Raw genomic sequence first — 19,327 nt, 5'->3', positions numbered from 1 at the left:
TGGTCGCCTCCTTCGCACGGGAACGACGCCCAGGGTAGGCGCTGGTTCACGAGGTTGAGGAGACCTTCCAGGTCGTGAGCGCGCAAGCGACCGCGGTGACCACCAGCGCGCCCGCCGAGAGCACGCCGAACAACCCCCACGGCACGGCCACGACGCCACCCGTCCCACCGGCCACCCCGATCAACGCCCCCGCCGCCACCAGGGCACCGAGCAGCAGGCCGACCACGGTCACCACGGTCGACTCGATCAACGCGGCCGTGGTGACCTGCCGGCGGGTGAGGCCGGACAGGCGCAGGACCGCGAACTCGGCGCGGCGTTCGGCGCCGGCGATGACCACGGCGTTGACGGCGGCGATGGCCGCGTACAGACCGGACAGTCCCATGAGGACGGCCATGATGACGAGGTTGCCGCCCTGCTGGGCCTTCGCGGCGGCACCGGCCCACTCGGCGACGGTGCGGACGGTGCCGAGGTCCCCGGCGGCGATGGCGGAGCGGACGGTGGCGGGGTCGGTGCCGGGGGTGAGGCGCAGGAACGTCTGCGTGGGGGAGGTGGCGAGCAGGTCCGCCGGGATTGCGTCGCGGGAGACCAGGAACTCCTCGCCCAGCGCCAGCGTCTCCGGCAGGCGGGCGACGAAGCGGAGGGTGGTCTCCTGGCCGTTGTGCCGCAGGGTGACCGTCTCACCGACCAGGCGGTCGCCCCACACCGCGGAACCGCCGGCGACCGTCAGGCCGGTCAGTGCGGCGAGGTCGCCGGAGCGGGGCTGGGTCACGTGGGTCTCCAGGTAGGTCACCGGGTCGACGGCGAACACGAGCTGGTCGTAGGTCTGCGGGCGGGGCGGGTCGTCGGGGGACTCGGCGCTCAGGGCCGTGATCGACACCGGGAGGAGGGTCTGCGGGGCGGCCACGGCGACGCCGGGGAGTGCGGCGAGGCGGGCGGACTGGGCGCCGGTCGAGTCGACGACCAGGTCGGCGCGGACGGACCGCTCCTGTTCGACGCCGGTGAGCTTCGCCAGCGACCCGAGGGAGCCGTCGATGCCCAGGACCAGCGCGACGAGGACGATCAGCGGTGCGGCGGTCGAGGCGCTGCGGCGGACGCCGTCGCGCAGGTTCGCCCGTGCCAGCTCGGCGAGAGTGCTTCCGGGAAGGACGAACAGCCGGCCCACCAGGGGCACCAGCAGCGGGCTCAGCCTGCTCAGGGCGACTGAGCCGGTCATCGAGATCAGCAACGACATTCCGAGCGCCACCAGCAGGTCGCCGGAGCGGGTCAGCGCGATGAACCCGGCCGTGGCGGCAGCGCACAGCAGGCCGGTGACCCACCTTCCCGGCGTCATCACCCGTGCTGCGGAACCGGTGTCGCGCAAGGCGTCGAGCGGCTGGACCCGCGCGGCGCTGCGGGACGCCGACAGCACGCCGAGGACCGCCACGCCCACGCCGATCGGCACCGACGCGCCCAGCACCCACGGGCCGAACGGCGCCTCGAAGCCGTCGGGCAGGAAGCCGAAGCCGTGCAGCACGGCCGACTGCGCCAGCGTGGCGGGGAACGCGAGGACGACGCCGACCAGCGTGCCGAAGACGCCGAGGAACAACGCCTCGCACAGCAGCAGGCGGCGCAGCTGACGCCGGTTCGCGCCCAGCACGCCCAGCAGGGCGAGGTCGCGGCTGCGCTGGGCGACGGTGAACGCGAACGTCGACCCGACGATGAACACCGCGAGGAACGCGGCGAGCGGCACGGTCATCCCGAGCAGCGTGGCGGCGCCGACGTAACCCTCGTTGATCCGCAGCGCCTCCTCCTCGGTGACGCCCGGCGGCACCCAGCCGCGCCCGGTGGCGGCCATGACCAGCAGGGCCGCCTGCACGAGCGCGACGCCCAGCGCCACGGTCAGCACGGCGCCGACGAACAACGGCCAGCGTTCGCGCAACGTGCTCAGCGACAGGGTCAGCACGACTCCTCCAGGCGTGCCAGGCGTTCCGCCACCGCGTGGGTGGTGGGCCGGTCGAGCCGGTCGACCACCCGGCCGTCGGAGAGGAAGACCACCGAGTCGGCCGAGGCCGCGGCGGCGGGGTCGTGGGTGACCATGATGATCGTCTGACCGGCGGTGACGAGGTCCTTCAGCAGGCCCAGCACCGTGCGCGCGGACCGCGAGTCCAGTGCGCCGGTGGGTTCGTCGGCGAACAGCACGGCCGGCCGGGTGATCATCGCGCGGGCGATGGCGACGCGCTGCTGCTGGCCGCCGGACAGCTCGCGCGGGCGGTGGTGCTGCCGGTCGGCGAGACCGACCCGGCCCAGCGCCTCCGCGACGTCCTGTGTGGACGCACGGGAGCCGGCGAGCTTCAACGGCAGCGCCACGTTCTGCGCGGCCGTCAGCGAGGCGACCAGGTTGAAGTGCTGGAAGACGAAGCCGATCGACCGGCGCCGCAACGTCGTCAGGTACGCCTCCGGTGCCCTGGTGATGTCGGCGCCGGTCAGCAGCACCTGGCCGGTCGTCACGCGGTCCAGGCCGGTGGCGCAGTGCAGCAGCGTCGACTTGCCCGACCCGGACGGCCCCATGACCGCCGTCCAGGTGCCGGACGGGAAGCCGAGGCTGACCCCGTCGAGTGCGCGCACCGTGGCGGACTTGGCCCCGTACTGCTTGGTCACCGCGCGCAGCTCGACCGCGAACGGTGTGGTTCCCCCGTAGCTCACGGTGACAGAGCCAACCGTGCGGGGCCGGGTCCCTGCACTACGTCCAGCGCCCGGATCGAGGTGGGGCTGGGCCTACCCTGGGCGCATGGGGGAGGGCGCGCCGGTGACGGTGCTCGACGCGGTGACCGGCCGCGGGTTCCTGCTGGGCGGCTGGCCGTGGCGGTCGCTGTGGTACCTGGTCACGAACCTGCCGGTGGCGTTGGTCGCGGGGGCACCGCTCGCGCTCGTCGTGCTGCTGTGGCAACCGATCGCGACCAAGGGGCCGAGTCCCGCCGCGGTGTTGTCGGCGGCGCTCGGCGTGCTGGCCGCGACCGTTGTCCCGGTGCTGGCGACGCAGCTCGCGAAGGTGGAACGGGCGCGGGTGCGGCTCGTCGACACCAGGCCGATCACGACCGGCGACCGCGCGGCGGGCCTGCACCGCTACGGCGAGGCGGCGATGTGGCGGGAGGTCGCCCACACGTGCCTGCTGGCGACGGTCGTGCCGGTGGTGTCCTCGGCCTTCTTCGTGCTGTTCCTGCTGGTGGTGGCGTTCGCGCTGATGCCGGCCCTGGTCGTGGACGGGCCGGTGGCCGTGCTGTTCTGGGAGGTCGGCACGGCCGCGGAGGCGTGGGCGTGCACCGCGGTCGGGCTGGCCGGGCTGGTGGCGCTCACCTACCTCGCGGCCGGGATCACCGGTGTGCAGGCCCAGCTGGCGCGGGAGCTGCTCGGCGGTCGCGGCGACCTGCGTGCCGAGCTGGTCGAGGTGTCGGCCTCGCGGGCACGGCTGGTCGACGCGTTCGAGGCCGAGCGGCGCCGCATCGAACGCGACCTGCACGACGGCGCGCAGCAGCGGCTGGTCAGCCTCACGATCCAGCTCGGGCTGGCCCGCGTCGACCTGCCGGGCAACGAGAACGTCGCGGCGGCGCACGAGCAGGCCAAGGAGCTGATGGCGGAGCTGCGCGAGCTCATCCGCGACATCCACCCGCAGGTGCTCACCGACCACGGCCTGGCAGCCGCGCTGGACGACCTCGCCGACCGGATGCCGCTGCCCGTCACCGTCAGCGCGGACCTCACCCGCCTGCCCGCAGCCGTCGAGTCGGCGGCGTACTTCGTGGTGTCCGAAGCGCTCACGAACGTGGCCAAGCACGCGCAGGCGACCGAGGCGCAAGTCCAGGCACGGCAGGAGGGGCCCGCGCTCGTCGTCGAGGTCGTCGACAACGGGCACGGCGGTGCCGACCCGGCCGGCGGCACCGGTCTGACCGGGCTGGCCGACCGGGTCGCGGTGGTGGGCGGGAGAATGCTGCTGTCCAGCCCGACCGGTGGCCCGACCCGACTGCGCGTGGAGATCCCGTGCCGATCCGAGTAGTCCTCGCCGAGGACGGCGTGCTGCTGCGCGAAGGGCTCACCGGTCTGCTGGGCCGGTTCGGGTTCGAGGTGGTGGCGGCGGTCGGGGACGCGGAGGCGCTGCGGGCCGCCGTGACCGAGCACGGCCCGGACCTGGTGCTGACCGACATCCGCATGCCGCCGGACTTCACCGACGAGGGACTGCGGGCCGCGCTCGCGTTGCGCCGCGACCACCCCGGGCTGCCGGTCGTGGTGCTCAGCCAGTACGTCGAGCACCGGCACGCCGCCGACCTCATCGACAGCGGCGACCGCGTCGGCTACCTGCTCAAGGACCGGGTGGCCGACGTCGAGGAGTTCGTCGCGAAGCTGCGGCACGTCGTCGCGGGCGGCACGGTCATCGACCCCGAGGTGGTGCGCGGACTCGTCCGGCGCTCCCCGCTCGCGACGCTGTCCGCCCGCGAGACCGAGGTGCTCGGGCTGCTCGCCGAAGGGCACTCCAACGCCGCCATCGCCCGCCGGCTCACGTTGTCGGACGCCGGGGTGGGCAAGCACGTCGGCAACATCCTCGCGAAGCTCGGCCTGCCGCCGGACGACGACGTCAACCGGCGGGTCATGGCCGTGCTGACCTACCTGCGCACCGTCAGGAGCGGATGACCGGCACGGGCAGGGCGCGCACGACGTCGTCGTCCGCGTCGGTGACGACCCCGGCGACCTCCTCCAGCGGCAGCACCGAGAACCGCGACGCCGCACCGATCTTCTCCGCGCTCGCCAGCACGTAGGTGTCCGCCGCCCGGTGGGCCAGCGCGCGTTTCATCGCCGCCTCGTCCGCGTCCCCGGTCGTCAGCCCTGCCTCCGGGTGCACACCGGTGACGCCCAGCAGGAACAGGTCGGCGTGCACGCCCTGGGCGGCCTCCACCGCCGCGGCGCCGCACGCGACCATCGAATGCTTGAACAGCCGGCCACCGATCACGTAGACGTCCACGTTCTCGTGGTGCTCCAACGCACTTGCGACCGTCGGGCTGTGCGTGACGACCGTGGCGCGCAAGTCCGACGGCAACGCCCGCACGACGGCCAGTGCGGTCGTGCCACCGTCGATGATCACGGTGCTGCCCGGTTCGACCAGCGCCGCTGCCGCCGCGGCGACCCGCTGCTTGCCGGGCACCGACACCTCCTGCCGCGTGGTGTAGTCGGCGACCGCGGGCGAGGCGGGCAACGCGCCGCCGTAGACGCGCTGGCACAGCCCGGCCGCCGCGAGGTCGCGCAGGTCGCGGCGGATCGTGTCCTCGGACAGGCCGACCTCCGCGGCGAGTTCCTTGGCGACGATCCGGCCGTCGGTGCGCAGGCGTTCGAGCAGCAGGTCACGGCGTTGAGCGGCAAGCATGCACGTTTCTCCTTGTTTTTGCCGAGTCTTGCACATTATGGTCGGGGCATGCTGATCCTGATCGCCGGCCCCTACCGCTCCGGCACCGGGGACGACCCGGACCTGATGGCGCGCAACCTCGAACGCCTGGAGGAGGCCGCGTGGCCGATCTTCCGCAGCGGCCACGTGCCGATGATCGGTGAATGGGTGGCGCTGCCGGTGCTGCGCGGCGCGGGCGGCAGCTCCCCGGCCGATCCGGTGGCCGAGGGGATCATGTACCCGACGGCGCAGCGCCTGCTCGAGAAGTGCGACGCGGTGCTGCGGCTGCCCGGTGCGTCGACCGGCGCCGACCAGGACGTGCGGATCGCCTGGGAACGCGGTCTGCCGGTCTACCACCGGGTCGAGGACATCCCCGGCTACCGCGCGGCCTGACGCGCCGCGTTCAGGCGCGGGCGGCGGCGACGAACTCGCGCATGCGGCCGTGGTCCTTGACCCCGCGGCTGGACTCGATGCCGCTGGACACGTCCACGCCCCACGGCCGTGCCACCGCGACCGCGTCGGCGACGGTCTCCGGCGACAGGCCGCCCGCCAGCACCCAGGTGCCCTCCGGGCGGCGGTCCGCGAGGCGGGTGACGTCCCACTGCTCGCCGGAGCCCGCGACCGGGGAGTCGATCAGCAGCAGCTGCTCGCCGAACGCGCCGGTGCGCACGTCCGTGTCCGGGCCCAGTGCGGTCGCCCGCACGAGCGTGAACGGGTGGCCGCTCAGCTCGTCGAACGACTCCTTCGGGTAGTCGCCGTGCAGCTGCAACGCGCGCACGCCGGTCCGCAGAGCCAGCTCACCCGCCTCGCCGGCGGGGATGCCGCGCACGACGGCCACGGTCAGCACGTGGTCCGGCACCGCGGCCACCAGACGGCGGGCCAGGTCCACGTCGATGCGGCGGGGGCTGGCGGTCAGCACGAACCCGACCGCGTCGGCCCCCGTCGCGACCGCGACGTCGACATCGGCTTCGGTGCGCAGACCGCAGAGCTTCACGAACACACCCCAATCCTATGCTCTCGCCCCCTGTTGCTCAGGCATCTGCAAGTACCACCAACTCACCCCGCCACCGGCCGGACCACGGACGGCCGGCGGCGCTGTTGGCAGTGGAGAAGTGCCTGTTGATGTTGAGTTGGCGAGCTGCTCAGGGCGGCACACGTGACGCGGCTCGCGGTGTCGCGCGGCTAACAGTCACAAGCGCATGCGCTGTCCGGTCCTGGTTAATGGAACCAACGGGCAACGGAGGCCGTGATGACAGAAAAGCAAGTCGCCACATCGGTGTTGGTGATCGGAACCGGGGGCGCGGGGCTGCGCGCCGCCATCGAGCTCGCCGAACGCGGCGTGGACGTGACGGTCGTCGGGAAGCGGCCGAAGTCCGACGCGCACACCGCGCTCGCCGCGGGCGGCATCAACGCGGCGCTCGGCACGATGGACGAGGCCGACACCTGGCAGCAGCACGCAGCGGACACCGTCAAGGAGAGCTACCTGCTCGCGAACCCGGAGATCGTCCGGGTCGTCGCCGAGCAGGCCCCGCGCGGCATCGCCGACCTGGAACGCTGGGGCATGCCGTTCGCGCGCGAGGACGACGGGCGCATCTCGCAGCGGTTCTTCGGCGCGCACACGTTCCGGCGCACGTCGTTCGCCGGCGACTACACCGGGCTGGAGATCCAGCGCACGCTCGTCAACCGGGCCGCGCAGCTGGGCGTCCCCGTCCTCGACTCGTGTTATGTCACCCGCATCCTGGTGCGGGACAACGTGGTCTTCGGCGCCTACGGGTTCGACCTGACCGACGGCACGCGGTACGTCTTCCACGCCGACGTCGTGATCCTCGCCGCCGGTGGCCACACCCGCATCTGGCGGCGCACGTCGTCGCGCCGTGACGAGAACACCGGCGACTCGTTCCGGCTGGCCGTGCTCGCCGGCGGCCGCATCCGCGACCCCGAGCTCGTGCAGTTCCACCCGTCCGGCCTGCTGGAACCGGAGAACGCGGCCGGCACGCTGGTGTCCGAGGCGGCGCGCGGCGAGGGCGGAATCCTCACGAACGCGCTGGGCGAGCGGTTCATGGACCGCTACGACCCGGCCCGGAGGGAACTGTCCACCCGCGACCGGGTGGCGCTCGCCGCGTACACGGAGATCAAGGAGGGCCGCGGCACCCCGAACGGCGGTGTGTGGCTCGACGTGTCCCACCTGCCGCGCGAGCAGATCATGCGGCGCCTCCCGCGCGTCTACCAGACGTTGCTGGAGCTGCAGATGAAGGACATCACCCGCGAACCGGTCGAGATCGCGCCGACCGCCCACTACTCCATGGGCGGGGTGTGGGTGTCGCCGTCGGACCACTCGACCGGTGTGGACGGCCTGTTCGCCATCGGTGAGGCGTCGAGCGGTCTGCACGGCGCGAACCGGCTGGGTGGCAACTCGCTCATCGAGCTGCTGGTCTACGGCCGGATCGTCGGCGAGGCCGCCGCCGAGTACTCGGCTTCCCTGACGGCACAACACCGTTCGCACGCCGCACTGGCCGAGGCACGGGCCGAGGTGGACGCGCTGCTGGCCGCCGACGGCCCGGAGAACGTCCGCGCGTTGCAACGGTCGCTGCGCAACACGATGACCGAGCACGCGGGCGTGGTGCGCGACGAAGCCGGGCTGCGCAAGGGGTTGGCGGAGCTCGACGAGCTGGAGGCGCGCATCGAGCAGGTCGGCGTGCACCCGGACCTCGCCGGCCACCAGGACCTGGCGCACGCGTTCGACCTCAAGGCCTCGGCGCTGGCGGCCCGCGCGACCCTGGAGTGCGCGCTGGAACGCCGGGAGACCCGCGGCTGCCACAACCGGTCCGACCACCCGGAGCTCGACCCCGCGTTGCAGGTCAACCTGGTGTGGTCGGGGCCGGGACGGGTGGAGCGGGAGGAGATCCCGCCGGTGCCCGAGGAGATCGCGGCGCTGATGCGCGAGGTCGACACGGCGGGCAAGCTGGTGGAGTGACCGCCGCCGGGCGGGAGCGCGGGCTCCCGCCCGGTCCGGGCACGACCACCTCGACGGCGAAAAGTGCGAAGAGGACGAAGAGGACTCGTTCCAGCGAGCACGGAACCGGTGGAGGGCCTGAGACCCGCTCCACCGCGAGGGGCGCGACGGCCCTGGCGGGACACCGCCCCTGGCGCTCACGGCGGTGCGCGTGATCTTCTGCGTTCACCTGGTCGCTGAGCACAGGTGACCGGGAAAGGCGCCGGACGTGGTGGCAACACACTCCTGGCGGTGCGTACGTTGGGCGGCATTGCGACACTCGCGGTACCGGCATCCACCACTGGAGCACGCATTCGTAGCAGAGTGTGATCGCACCATCGGGCGGTACTTCCGGGCGCGGCGTACCGCTAGCCTGTACTGCGGTACACACTTAGACGGGGGTTCACGTATGGCGGGGACGCGACGCGTGGCCGAGCCCGCGGAGCCGACTCAGGCCGTCGGGAGGCGTGAGCGGCACAAGCGGGCCATGTACGAGCGGCTGTACACGGCGGCGCTCGACCTGTTCACCGAGCAGGGCTACGACGAGACCTCGATCGAGGACATCACCGAACGGGCCGATGTCGCGCGGGGCACCTTCTTCAACTACTTCGAGAAGAAGGAGGAGGTCATCGCCGCGTGGGGCACGCGGCGCAGGGAGACGCTGCGGGCGGAGCTCGGTGCCATCGCGGGCGGCGGCAACGACGTGCTGTCCTCGCTGGAGAACTGCATGCGCGCGCTCGCGCGGATCAACAAGCTGGAGTGGCGCACCACGCAGGTCATGCTCGCGGCCTGGGTGCGGTGCGGCCACCCCATCTTCGAGGAGCCGTACGCGACGCCGTTGTTCGCCGAGATCGTCAGCGCCGGCAAGGACGCGGGTGACGTGGGGGACCACGTCGACCCGATCCTCGTCGGCAACATGCTGCGGGACGTCTACCTGGGCACGCTCTACCGGTACGTCGGCCGCGGCAAGCAGCCGACGACGCTGGCGAACGAGCTCGTCACGACCCTGCGGGTGCTGATGCACGGCGTTCTGGTCAGGCCGGACCGCTAGCCAGCAGGCGGTCGGCGAGCGCGCCCACCTCCTCCGGCCCCAGCAGCAGGGCGGCGGGCACGGTCCGCCCGAACGCCTTCTTCAGGCGTGCGGCGAGCTGCGCGGCCATCAGGGAGTCGAGGCCCAGGTCGCGCAACGCCCGCCGGGTGTCCACCCGGTCCGGTGTCGTGCCCAGCACCGCCGCCACGTGCTCCAGCACCGCGTCCACCGTCTGCCCGGCCGGTTCGTCCGCGAGGGCCGGGACGGCGGGGACGGCCGGGACGACGGGGACGGTGGCGGCGACCGGGACCGGTTCCCGGGCCGGCTCGGGTCGCGGCCGCCGGGTGCGGGCCGTGCGCAGCAGACCTGCCACACCGTTGACCAGTCCCGCGAACGGCCCGGCGGTGCCGGTGCGCACGGTGACGCCGCTCAGCTCGGCGAAGCACTCGTGCTCGGCGTCGAACAACCGCACGTCGACGACCGGCTTGCCACGCCGCTTGCGGGCGACCGCCCAGAACTCGCCGCTCGCCCTGCCGGTGACCCGCACCCGTTCGACGCCCAGCGGCACGACCGCGGTGCCCAGTGCCAGCAGCACGGCCTGCATGCCGGTCTCCAGCACCACCGGCCCCGCCGCCGTTCCCGGCGTGAACCTGGCGACCGCCGCGTCCTGCCCGCGCCACGCCTGCCGCAGCGCGCGGAACGGCCCCTCGAACTCGTACCCCTGCCGGGCGGCGAGGTCGCGGAAGTCGCTGTCGCGCACGTACTCCCGGCACCGCGCCAGCGCCCAGTCCAGCCCGGACGAGGCGACCGCGCCCCCGCGTTCCACCTCACCGCTCACGCACCGCACGCCCTCGTCGGTGTGCACGGTGAACGCCCGCACGCCACCGCGTTCCGGCCGCACCGTGACCGTCAGGGACGGCAGCGCGTCGGGATCGACCGTGCACAGCTCGTGGAAGCGGATGTTGCGCAACGTGTGCGTGGTGCCGGTGCCGCGCACGACCGATAGCACGGCCTCGAACAGCACGGCCGCCGGCAGCGGTGTGAGACCGCGGAACCGCAGGCCCCGCAACGCCTCTGCCACGCCGAGGGAGGCCACGTCGACCTCGCGGACGACCTCGGTGTCGGCGGTGAACGACTCGAACCAGTAGTCCTGGTGCTGCCACGGGTAGGCGGGCAGCGGCACGCACCGGCCGTCGCCCTGGCGGCTCGCCCAGTCGACCGGCACGCCCGCGACGTGCAGCGCGCCCAGCGCCGCCGTGACCGCGCGCAGCTCGGGCTCGTCGCGCAGCAGCGTCGGCACGCCCGTGCCGGTCCAGCCCGCCGCCTCCCCGATCTCCGCGACGGCGGTCAGCAGCACCGGGTGCGGGCTGACCTCCAGCACCACGGCGGTGCGGGCGTCGGCGAGCACCCGGCGCACGGTGTCGTTGAGCCGCACCGTGCGCCGCACGTTGTCCGCCCAGTACGCGGCGTCGAGCTCGCGCCTGCCGTGCTCCACGGTGGACCGGAAGTCGACCTGCGGTGCGTTCGGGCGCAGGTCCTCCAGTTGCTCGCGCAGCGCCGTCGCGACCTTGTCCATCAACGGCGAATGCGACGCCACGTCGACGTCGCGCACCGGCCGGCAGGCGATGCCGAACGCGTCCAGGTCCTCCGCCACACCCGCCATCAGCTCCGCGGGCCCGGCCAGCACGCACGTGCCGGGCGAGTTGTCCGCCGCCACGCACACCTCGCCGCGGTACCGGTCGACCAGGCCCTCCGCGCGTTCGGCTGACAGCTCGGCCCACAGCATCGCGCCGCTGCCCGCGGTCTCCTGCATCGCCGCGCTGCGCCGGCAGATCACCGCCGCCGCGGCGCGCACCGTGAGCGCGCCGGACACCTGGGCCGCGGCCACCTCGCCCATGCTGTGCCCCACCACGACGTCCGGTTCGACGCCCCACGACCGCCAGTGCGCTGCCAGCGCCACCTGCACCGCCCACAGCACGGGTTGCAGCACCGACAGCGCCTCCGGCCACGGCGCGTCGCCGAGCAGCACGTCCACGACCGACCAGCCGGCCTCCTCGCGCACGGCCGCGTCGCACTCCAGCAGCGCCTCCCGGAACGCGGGGGAGACCGCGTGCAGCTCCCGGCCCATGCCGCGCCACTGCGACCCCTGGCCGGGGAACAGGAACACGACCTTCGGCCGGTCGGCCGCCCGGCCCGCCACCGCGCCCTTCGCCTCGGCGCCCGCGAGGAACGCCCGCAGCCCGGCCAGCAGCTCGGCGGTGCTCACGCCGGAGACCGCGAGCCGGTGCTCGTGGTGGTCGCGCCGCACGGACGCGGTGTGGCAGACGTCCCGCACCGCGTCGGTCTCCCGCAGGTGCGCCAGGTGCGCCTGCGCGGACTCGCGCAACGCGGCCCCGCTCTTCGCGGACAGCGTGAGCACGCGGGGACGGCCGTCGGGTTCCGCCGCGGGCTCCCCCGGCGGTGGCGAGGTCAGCACCGCGTGCACGTTGGTGCCGGAGATGCCGAAGGAGCTGACGCCGACCACCGGGTGCTCGGCGGTCAGCGGCTGGTTGCGGGTGACGACCCGCATCGGGGCACCGGTGAGCTGCTCGGCCTGCACCTGCGCGTGCAGCGAGGCGGGCACGGTCCGGTGCTCGGCGACCAGCACGGCCTTGATCAGCCCGGCGATGCCCGCGGTGGCCTCGGTGTGGCCGATGTTGCTCTTCACCGACCCCAGCAGCAGCGGGTGCTCCCTGCCGGTGCCCGCGACCTCGGCCAGCGCCGTCAGCTCGACCCGGTCGCCGACGCTCGTGCCGGTGCCGTGCGCCTCGATGTAGTCCACAGTGGACGGATCGAGGCCGGCGTCGCGGTACGCCGCCTGGAGCATCTCGACCTGACCGCGCACCGCCGGTTGCAGCAGCAGGCCGCTGCCCCTGCCGTCGTTGCTGATCGCGCTCCCGAGCAGCAGGGCACGCACCCGGTCGCCGTGCTCGACGGCGTCGGCGTGGCGTTCCAGCACGACCGCGCCGACGCCCTCGCTGCGCACGAAGCCGTTCGCGTTCACCGACCCGAACTTGCACCGGCCGTCGGGTGCGAGCATCGCGGCCTGCGAGTAGGCGATCGCGTCGTCGGGCAGCAGGATCACGTTGACCCCGGCCGCGACCGCGAGGTCGCACTCGCCCGCGAGCAGCGCCTGCCGGGCGTTGTGCACGGCCACCAGCGAGGACGAGCAGGCCGTGTCGACCGTGATCGACGGCCCGCGCAGGTCCAGCGCGTAGGACAGCCGGCCGGACGTCACCGCGCGCAGCTCACCGCCGGCCGCGTGGCGCACGTCGTGGTTGCCGGCACTGCGGCTGGCCTTGCCGTACTCGGCGGTCGCCTGCCCGACGAAGACGCCGACCCGGCGCCCGGCGAGCCCGGACGGCCGGATTCCGGCGTCCTCCAGGGCCTCCCAGGCGACCTCCAGCAGCAGGCGTTGCTGCGGGTCCATGGCGCGGGCCTCGCGCGGGGAGATGCCGAAGAACTCCGCGTCGAAACCGCGGACATCTGCGAGGAACCCGCCGTGGCGCGAGATCGTCCTACCCGGAGCGGGTTCCGGTGAGTAGTGGTCGTCGACGTCGAACCGGTCGCGCGGGATCTCGGTGATCGCGTCGGTGTTGCCGAGCAGCAGGTCCCAGAAGGCACCGACCGACCCGGCGCCGGGTAAGCGGCAGGCCATCCCGGCGACGGCGACCGCGCGGTCCCGTGCAGGGGCACCCGCCGATCCGGTCCGAGCACCGGGTCCGGTAGTGGTTCCCGAGGTGCTGGAGGCGTTGCGGCGTGTCAAGTTTCCCCCGAGTTGGGTTCAAAGTGGTTCCCAGTACAACTATGTACCCGGAGTCAAGTTTAGCCGCTGCGTCGCGCCTCCTGGTAGTGAAAGTACGCAATTGCCGGTGTACTCGGGCAATGCGGTGAAGCTCGGTCTCGCAGGATGGAACCGGGGCACCTACACTCAAACTAGGTCTTGCGTTCAAGTTTGTACTGACGTACTCACTGGTGCGGTCAACGCTTCGGCAGGGGGGATCGGCATGGCGCGCTTTGTCGTCGAGATGGTGTTCGGGCCGGAACACGAGCGGTTAGCCGGCGTTCGGCCCGCTCACCGGCGGTACTGGGAAGAGCTGGCGGGGCGCGGGGTCCTGCTGGGGGGTGGCCCGTACGCCGACGAGTCCGGTGGGTTGCTGCTGTGCGAGGCCGAGGACGACGTCACTGTCCGCCGTTTGGTGGCCGCCGATCCGTACGTTCGCGGAAAGTTGTTGCGCGGTATCAGGATTCGTGAATGGCGCGGGTTCCTCGACGGCCTTCCCGGTCCGTCCGGAAAGGAGGCGGAGCCGCAGCAATCGGGAATTCCTATGGCTTCCCGCCCATCCGGATCCTCGATGGGGAGCCGCGCGCTGACAGCGCACGAGCAGCGCATCGCCACGCTCATCGTGGACGGCCGGACCAACCGTGAGATCGCTTCCAGGTTCCGGGTGTCGGTCCGCGCGGTGGAGCTGCACATCACGAGCATCTACCGCAAGCTCGGGATCCACCGCAGGGCCCAGCTAGCCGGCGCGCTGGCCGCGTGATGGCAGACCTGGACGTCCGCAAGCTGCGGATGCTGCGCGAACTCGACGAGCGGGGCACCGTCGCCGCGGTGGCCCAGGCGTTGCACCTCACGCCGTCGGCCGTGTCCCAGCAGCTCGTGTCGCTGTCGAAGGAGGCGGGGGTCCGGCTGGTCGAGCCCGCGGGCCGCCGGGTGCGCCTCACCGACGCCGCCCGCGTGCTGCTCAGGCGCGCCAACGAGATCTTCGCCGAGCTGGAACGGGTGCAGGCCGACCTCGCGGCCTACTCGGAGGGCTCGGTGGCCGAGGTGCGGGTCGCGGGGTTCGCGGCCACGTTGTCCGGGCTCGTGCTGCCCGCGGTGCGCGAGCTGCGCGACACCCTGCCCGGGGTGGTGGTGCGGCTGGTGGAGTCCGATCCGCCGCACTCGTTCGACCAGCTGGTGCGCGGGGACGTCGACGTCGTGCTGAGCGTGGAGTCCAAGGAGAGCCCGGCGGCGACCGACCGGCGGTTCCACCGGCTCGCGCTGTTCGCCGAGCGGTTCGACGTGGCGCTGCCGGTGGGCCACCCGCTGGCGGACGCGCCGGTGGTGCGGCTGGCGGACCTGTCCGGCGAGGCGTGGATCTTCCCCACCCCCGGCACGTGCCGCGACATCTCGTTCGCCGCGTGCGTCACCGCCGGGTTCACGCCGGAGATCGTGCACGAGATCGCCGACTGGGACACGACGCTGGGCGCGGTGGGACTCGGGCTGGGCCTCGCTCTGGTGCCCCGGCTGATCACCGCTGCACCGCCCGAGGACGTGGTGATCAGGGTGCTCGACGCGGAACAACCCACCCGGCACGTGTTCGCGGCCGTGCGACGGGGAAGTGAAGAAGCACCGCACCTCGCGGCGGTGCTCAGGGCACTCGGTGCGGCGGCGGCGCTCGCGACCGTGCAGCGCTGCTGATCGTTCGTTCGAGAACAGGAGGAACGGTGGTCGTATGACCGTGCGATCGAGGAACAGGGATTTCTGATCGGGTGACCGGCGGGCCCGGCGGTGACACGTGCGCTCACCGCTGGGCCGGCGGTGGTGGGACGGTAGGACGTCTGTGCGCGCAGCCGTTGTCGCGTGACTGACGGTCTCGGCGCGGTCCTGCTCCGGCTCAGCCGCGCGGCACCAGCGCCGAGGCCTCCGGCCGGAACGGGAAGAACTCCTCCACCCCGGCCCGGACGACGACGCACGTCGACTCCGGCACCTCCAGCCACGCCCCGCGCAGGTCGCCCAGCGGTTCGGACACGATCAGCCGCGACCCGTCCGCGAGGTCGTGCAACGCCGGGTTGTCCGGGTACTGGTCGCGCAACGTCGACAGGTCCGCGCTGTGGAAGAGGCTGCGCGACCTGCCGCGGCTGGAGTAGCGGAACGCCCACGTGGTCGTGCCGTCCGTGGTCGCGACCGTCATCTGGACCGGGAACTCGACCCCGTTGCGGTGGCCGACGTCCTCGACGAACGCCACCATCCGCGCCACCGCGCCCGTCGGGTCCTGCTCCAGGCCGAACCCGACGGCCAGGTAGAACATGACCTCCGAGTCCGTGGACCCCTCGATCAGCGGGTACAGCTCCGGCGTCACGGCCAGCGCGAGCTCGCGGCGCACCAGCGGGAACTTCGCGATGAGCCCGTTGTGCATCCACAGCCAGTTCTTGTACCGGAACGGGTGACAGTTCGTGCGCTGCACCGCGGCCCCCGTCGACGCCCGGACGTGCGCGAACACCCGGTCCGCGGTGATCTGCGCCGCCAGCTCGCGCAGGTTGCGGTCGTTCCACGCCGGCTCGGTGCTGAGGAACAGCCCCGGCGTGCCGGTGACCGCGCCGTACCAGCCGATGCCGAACCCGTCGCCGTTCACCGCCGTCGCGCCGAGCCGGGCGTGCTTGCTCTGCATGACGAGCGAGTTCTCCGGCCGGTAGAGGATGTCCTCCAGCAACACCGGTGAACCGGAGTAGGCGAGCCACCGGCACATGTCGACCTCCTGTCGTTCCGCCGCACATGGGACCACGGCGCCGGGTGCCGGTGCGAGGTTTGCCCCGGCGTGCCCGCGTCGGGCACGATGGTTTTCGGCCCCCGACCAAAGGTGCGTACGTGACGCCTCCTCACCTGCCCTCCCGCGGGCACTTCGAGACGGTCGAGACGATGGCGCCCTTCGAGCCCGTCGCCCAGCTCCCGCCGCTCGCCCCGCTGGACCAGCGCGAGGACCGCACCGAGCCCGCCGGCCACATCGCCGTCATCGGCCCGATCGCCGCCGTGGTGCTGGCGTTGACGATCTGCACGCTGGTCCTCGACCACCCCGGTGCCCGCGCCGTGGCCGCCGTGCTGGCCACGCTCGGGCTCATCACCGCCGTCGTGGTGCTGCTGATGGCGAAGCGGCCGGAACCGGGGCGGCACGTGGCCCGCCACGCACGGGAACACCAGGACTGACCGGGCCGCTCGGCACGGCACGCGCCGGGACTGGCGGCCCCGCCAGCACCCCTGACGCCCCCTGTCAGCGCAGCGTCGCAAGTCCCGCCCGTGCGAACTTCTCGTCCAGGTCACCGCTGGGCGCCCCGCCGACCCCGATGCCCGCGACCGGCGTGCCGTCCACGGCCACCGGCACCCCGCCGCCCAGGAACAGCGTCCCCGGGATGTCCCGCAGCGTCGCGCCCTGCCCGGTCACGCGACCGGCGAGCTCCGAGGTCGGCGCGCCGAACGACACCGCGGTGAACGCCTTGCGCCGCGCTGACTCCTCGGTCTGCGGGCCGGCGCCGTCGCCCGCGAGCAGCACGACCAGGTCGCCGCCGCGGTCGACGACGGCGACCGTGACCCGCTGGTTCTCCTTCTCGGCCGCGTCGAGGGTGGCCTGGGCGGCGCGGACGGCGGCGTCGATGGTCAGCACCTTCTCGGTGCGGGTCGTGGTGCGCTGGTCGGCGGCCGCGTAGCCGCCGCCGACGGTCAGCACGACGAGGGTGGCGACTGCGATCTTCTTGATGTCCATGTGCTCCACGATCGCGAACGGGAGCAGCGGGAACCTGGTGGTGACGGTTGAACCGGCGTTCAACCCATCGGTTGACCCGCGCACCGGCACCGCTCGCCTACAGTCGCCGACGTGTGGCTGCACCGGGCGATGCACGCGGGCTTCTACGTGCTGTTGACGGCGTCGGCGGCGCGGTACGCGACGTACCACGGCGCCGGCGTGCTGGTGCTCGGCCTGACCGCGGCGCTGGGGCTCGCGTACCCGGCGGGGGTGCGGTGGACGCGGGCGTTGCCGGTCGTGCTCGCGGTGTGGCTGGTGCTCGTGTGGGTCGCGCCGAGCTTCGGGTGGTGCGCGATCCCGCTGTTCTTCCAGTGCCTGCGGCAGCTGCGGCCGCGGGTCGCGCTGCCGATCGCGGGCGTGCTGACGTGCGCGGTGGTGCTGGCGCAGATCCGGCTGGCGGCGGCGTTCGACCTCAGCCTCGTGCTCGGGCCGATCGGGGTGGCGGTGCTGACGGCGGCGGTGTTCTTCGACCGGGCGCGGCTGCTGCGCGAGGCGGGGGCGCTGCAGGAACGCCAGCGGGTCGCCCGCGAGATCCACGACACGCTGGCGCAGGGGTTCTCCAGCATCACCCTGCTGCTGGAGCTGGGAGAGCACGACCGCGCGGCCACCGTCGCCAGGGACAGCCTCGCCGAGGCGCGCCGGTTCGTCCGCGACCTCGCGCCGATCCGCGGCACGCTGGTCGACGCGCTGCACCGGCTGTGCCCGCACGTCGAGGTCGACGGCGAGCCGTACCCGTTGAGCGTGCAGACCGAGGTGGCGCTGCTGCGGGTCGCGCAGGGCGCCGTGGCCAACGCCGCCGAGCACGCCCGTGCCGCGCGGGTGGCGATCACGCTGTCGTACCTGGGGGACGCGGTGACGCTGGACGTGGTGGACGACGGCCGCGGGTTCGACCCGGCCGCGGTCGTGCCGGTGGAGGGCCGCGGCTACGGCCTGGCCTCGATCCGCGGGCGCATCACCGAACTGGGTGGCACGGTGTCCGTGGAGAGCGCGCCGGGGGAGGGAACCGCCGTGGCCGTGACGGTGCCGACGCCGTGAGGGTGCTGGTGGTCGACGACCACCCGGTGGTCCGGTTCGGACTGGTCGGACTGCTGTCGCGCGACTTCGAGGTGGTGGAGGCACCGACCGGTGAACGTGCCGTCGAGCTCGCGTCCACTGTGGAGGTCGTGCTGATGGACCTCCAGCTGGGCAAGGGCATCGACGGTGTCGAGGCCACCACGAGGATTCGCGCGCTGCCGTCGCCGCCGCAGGTCGTGGTGCTCACGACGTACGACTCGGACGCCGACATCGTGCGCGCTGTTGAGGCCGGCGCGATCGGCTACCTGCTCAAGGACTGCGCGCCAGAGGACCTCGCCGCCGCCGTGCGCACCGCGGCGAGCGGCCAGACCGTGCTGTCGCCCGACATCGCGCAACGGCTGCTGAGCCAGGTCCGCCGTCCGGCGCCGAAGCTCAGCCGCCGTGAGGTGCAGATCCTGGAGCACCTGGCCAAGGGCCTGTCGAACCGGGAGATCGCCAGGGCGTTGTTCATCAGCGAGGCCACCGTGAAGACCCACCTGGTGCGGATCTTCGACAAGCTCGGCGTGGAGACGCGCACGGCGGCCGTGACGACCGCCGTGGAACGCAAACTGATCCGCCTCTAACCCCTCCACCCCTACTTGCCCAGGCATCTGCCAGAAGCAGGGGGTCAGAGTGCGGGTGGGGTGGTGGCGGTGAGGCGCGGGTCGGGTTTGCCGCCGGACATCGCGAGCATGCCCCTCACCACCTTGAGCAGCTTCGCGAGCCCGCGCGGTGAGCGCCGGTCGATGCCGCTGATCACCTGCTTGAGGACGGTCAGCTGGTCGAAGTAGACGCGTTCGGTGACCAGGTTCTCGTCCTCGTCGAACACGAAGTACGCCGTCATGCGCGTGCGGTGCCTCCCGCCCGTCGGCGGGATCTTGCCCAGCGGCCCGAGGTGCGTGCCCAGCAGCCAGAACTCGACGATCACCGCGTCGTGGCTGTGCCGCAACGCGATCAGCTCGTGGTCCTGGTCGGGGAACGCCGTGCGCGTGTCGGCGTAGTACCGCCGCACGTCCTCGTCGCCGTCGTGCACGACCATCTGCGCGATGAGCTCGTAGTGCGGGTGCGGGAACGTCGAGAGGGTCGCGTCCCAGTCGTGCACCACCTCGTCGTGGAAGTGGTCGAGCACGAGCTTCTCGCGCGCCTTCAGGACCTCTTCACCGGGCATGTCGAACCGCGATCGCATGTCTCTCCTCCATTTACCCACGGTGTGGGTTAAAGTAGGTCCACGGCGTGGGTTCGAGCAAGGG

18 protein-coding genes are annotated in these 19,327 nt (G+C 72.8%); 10 read left to right on the top strand and 8 right to left on the bottom strand.

Going from position 1 to position 19,327, the window contains the following annotated elements:
- Positions 1-46 precede the first annotated feature (46 nt).
- Together ACZ7CF_RS03435 and ACZ7CF_RS03430 are read right to left on the bottom strand one after the other, a co-directional pair.
- The gene (locus ACZ7CF_RS03435; protein ID WP_470368695.1) at positions 47-1,942 is read right to left on the bottom strand and encodes an FtsX-like permease family protein; all 1,896 of its coding nucleotides are present in this window, start codon (positions 1,940-1,942) and stop codon (positions 47-49) included.
- A complete protein-coding gene (locus tag ACZ7CF_RS03430) occupies positions 1,936-2,682 on the bottom strand; it encodes an ABC transporter ATP-binding protein (protein ID WP_470368694.1) in 747 nt (248 codons plus the stop codon). Before ACZ7CF_RS03430 ends, ACZ7CF_RS03435 begins: the two co-directional genes overlap by 7 nt.
- 85 nt (positions 2,683-2,767) lie before the next feature.
- Here ACZ7CF_RS03430 and ACZ7CF_RS03425 point away from each other — a divergent pair, with 85 nt between their 5' ends.
- A complete protein-coding gene (locus ACZ7CF_RS03425; protein ID WP_470368693.1) occupies positions 2,768-4,027 on the top strand; it encodes a sensor histidine kinase in 1,260 nt (419 codons plus the stop codon).
- A complete protein-coding gene (locus tag ACZ7CF_RS03420; protein ID WP_360401789.1) occupies positions 4,018-4,659 on the top strand; it encodes a response regulator transcription factor in 642 nt (213 codons plus the stop codon). Before ACZ7CF_RS03425 ends, ACZ7CF_RS03420 begins: the two co-directional genes overlap by 10 nt.
- Here ACZ7CF_RS03420 and ACZ7CF_RS03415 read toward each other — a convergent pair.
- Positions 4,646-5,386 (bottom strand): DeoR/GlpR family DNA-binding transcription regulator, encoded by a 741-nt coding sequence (locus ACZ7CF_RS03415; protein ID WP_470368692.1) that lies wholly within the window; start codon positions 5,384-5,386, stop codon positions 4,646-4,648. The genes ACZ7CF_RS03420 and ACZ7CF_RS03415 overlap by 14 nt on opposite strands.
- 48 nt (positions 5,387-5,434) lie before the next feature.
- Between ACZ7CF_RS03415 and ACZ7CF_RS03410 the strand changes: the two genes are divergently transcribed.
- The gene (locus ACZ7CF_RS03410) at positions 5,435-5,797 is read left to right on the top strand and encodes a DUF4406 domain-containing protein (protein WP_470368691.1); all 363 of its coding nucleotides are present in this window, start codon (positions 5,435-5,437) and stop codon (positions 5,795-5,797) included.
- A 10-nt stretch (positions 5,798-5,807) separates the two neighbouring features.
- Here ACZ7CF_RS03410 and ACZ7CF_RS03405 read toward each other — a convergent pair whose 3' ends face one another.
- Positions 5,808-6,404: a phosphoribosylanthranilate isomerase gene (locus ACZ7CF_RS03405; RefSeq protein ID WP_360401762.1), complete on the bottom strand. Its 597-nt coding sequence runs from the start codon at positions 6,402-6,404 to the stop codon at positions 5,808-5,810.
- Between the two features lie 282 nt (positions 6,405-6,686).
- Here ACZ7CF_RS03405 and ACZ7CF_RS03400 point away from each other — a divergent pair, with 282 nt between their 5' ends.
- Both ACZ7CF_RS03400 and ACZ7CF_RS03395 read left to right on the top strand, forming a co-directional pair.
- Positions 6,687-8,378 carry an L-aspartate oxidase gene (locus tag ACZ7CF_RS03400; protein WP_360401765.1) on the top strand — a complete coding sequence of 564 codons (1,692 nt, stop codon included), beginning with the start codon at positions 6,687-6,689 and terminating at the stop codon, positions 8,376-8,378.
- A 445-nt stretch (positions 8,379-8,823) separates the two neighbouring features.
- Positions 8,824-9,447: a TetR/AcrR family transcriptional regulator gene (locus ACZ7CF_RS03395; protein WP_360401768.1), complete on the top strand. Its 624-nt coding sequence runs from the start codon at positions 8,824-8,826 to the stop codon at positions 9,445-9,447.
- On the opposite strand, the gene ACZ7CF_RS03390 is transcribed toward ACZ7CF_RS03395, so the two are convergent.
- Positions 9,431-13,231 (bottom strand): type I polyketide synthase, encoded by a 3,801-nt coding sequence (locus ACZ7CF_RS03390; protein WP_470368690.1) that lies wholly within the window; start codon positions 13,229-13,231, stop codon positions 9,431-9,433. The genes ACZ7CF_RS03395 and ACZ7CF_RS03390 overlap by 17 nt on opposite strands.
- A 241-nt stretch (positions 13,232-13,472) precedes the next feature.
- Between ACZ7CF_RS03390 and ACZ7CF_RS03385 the strand changes: the two genes are divergently transcribed.
- Both ACZ7CF_RS03385 and ACZ7CF_RS03380 read left to right on the top strand, forming a co-directional pair.
- The gene (locus ACZ7CF_RS03385; protein ID WP_360401774.1) at positions 13,473-14,009 is read left to right on the top strand and encodes a LuxR C-terminal-related transcriptional regulator; all 537 of its coding nucleotides are present in this window, start codon (positions 13,473-13,475) and stop codon (positions 14,007-14,009) included.
- A complete protein-coding gene (locus tag ACZ7CF_RS03380) occupies positions 14,009-14,929 on the top strand; it encodes a LysR family transcriptional regulator (protein WP_360401792.1) in 921 nt (306 codons plus the stop codon). The genes ACZ7CF_RS03385 and ACZ7CF_RS03380 overlap by 1 nt, the downstream gene beginning before the upstream one ends.
- Before the next feature lie 196 nt (positions 14,930-15,125).
- Here the strand turns inward: ACZ7CF_RS03380 and ACZ7CF_RS03375 are convergent, their stop codons facing one another.
- Positions 15,126-15,977: a class II glutamine amidotransferase gene (locus tag ACZ7CF_RS03375; RefSeq protein ID WP_360401777.1), complete on the bottom strand. Its 852-nt coding sequence runs from the start codon at positions 15,975-15,977 to the stop codon at positions 15,126-15,128.
- Between the two features lie 119 nt (positions 15,978-16,096).
- Between ACZ7CF_RS03375 and ACZ7CF_RS03370 the strand changes: the two genes are divergently transcribed.
- Positions 16,097-16,432 (top strand): hypothetical protein, encoded by a 336-nt coding sequence (locus ACZ7CF_RS03370; protein WP_360401780.1) that lies wholly within the window; start codon positions 16,097-16,099, stop codon positions 16,430-16,432.
- A 64-nt stretch (positions 16,433-16,496) separates the two neighbouring features.
- Here the strand turns inward: ACZ7CF_RS03370 and ACZ7CF_RS03365 are convergent, their stop codons facing one another.
- Positions 16,497-16,985 carry a GlcG/HbpS family heme-binding protein gene (locus tag ACZ7CF_RS03365; protein WP_470368689.1) on the bottom strand — a complete coding sequence of 163 codons (489 nt, stop codon included), beginning with the start codon at positions 16,983-16,985 and terminating at the stop codon, positions 16,497-16,499.
- Between the two features lie 111 nt (positions 16,986-17,096).
- On the opposite strand from ACZ7CF_RS03365, the gene ACZ7CF_RS03360 reads away from it, so the two are divergent.
- Complete coding sequence (locus ACZ7CF_RS03360; RefSeq protein ID WP_360402168.1) at positions 17,097-18,059, top strand: sensor histidine kinase; 963 nt, start codon at positions 17,097-17,099, stop codon at positions 18,057-18,059.
- Entirely contained in the window at positions 18,056-18,661 is a 606-nt protein-coding gene (locus tag ACZ7CF_RS03355; RefSeq protein WP_458433457.1) for a response regulator, read from the top strand. Before ACZ7CF_RS03360 ends, ACZ7CF_RS03355 begins: the two co-directional genes overlap by 4 nt.
- A gap of 44 nt (positions 18,662-18,705) precedes the next feature.
- Here the strand turns inward: ACZ7CF_RS03355 and ACZ7CF_RS03350 are convergent, their stop codons facing one another.
- Positions 18,706-19,263: an ester cyclase gene (locus ACZ7CF_RS03350; protein ID WP_458433456.1), complete on the bottom strand. Its 558-nt coding sequence runs from the start codon at positions 19,261-19,263 to the stop codon at positions 18,706-18,708.
- Between the last annotated feature and the right edge of the window lie 64 nt (positions 19,264-19,327).

The organism is Lentzea sp. NPDC036955, assembly GCF_055608005.1.
This window is presented reverse-complemented; position numbering and strand designations above follow the sequence as displayed.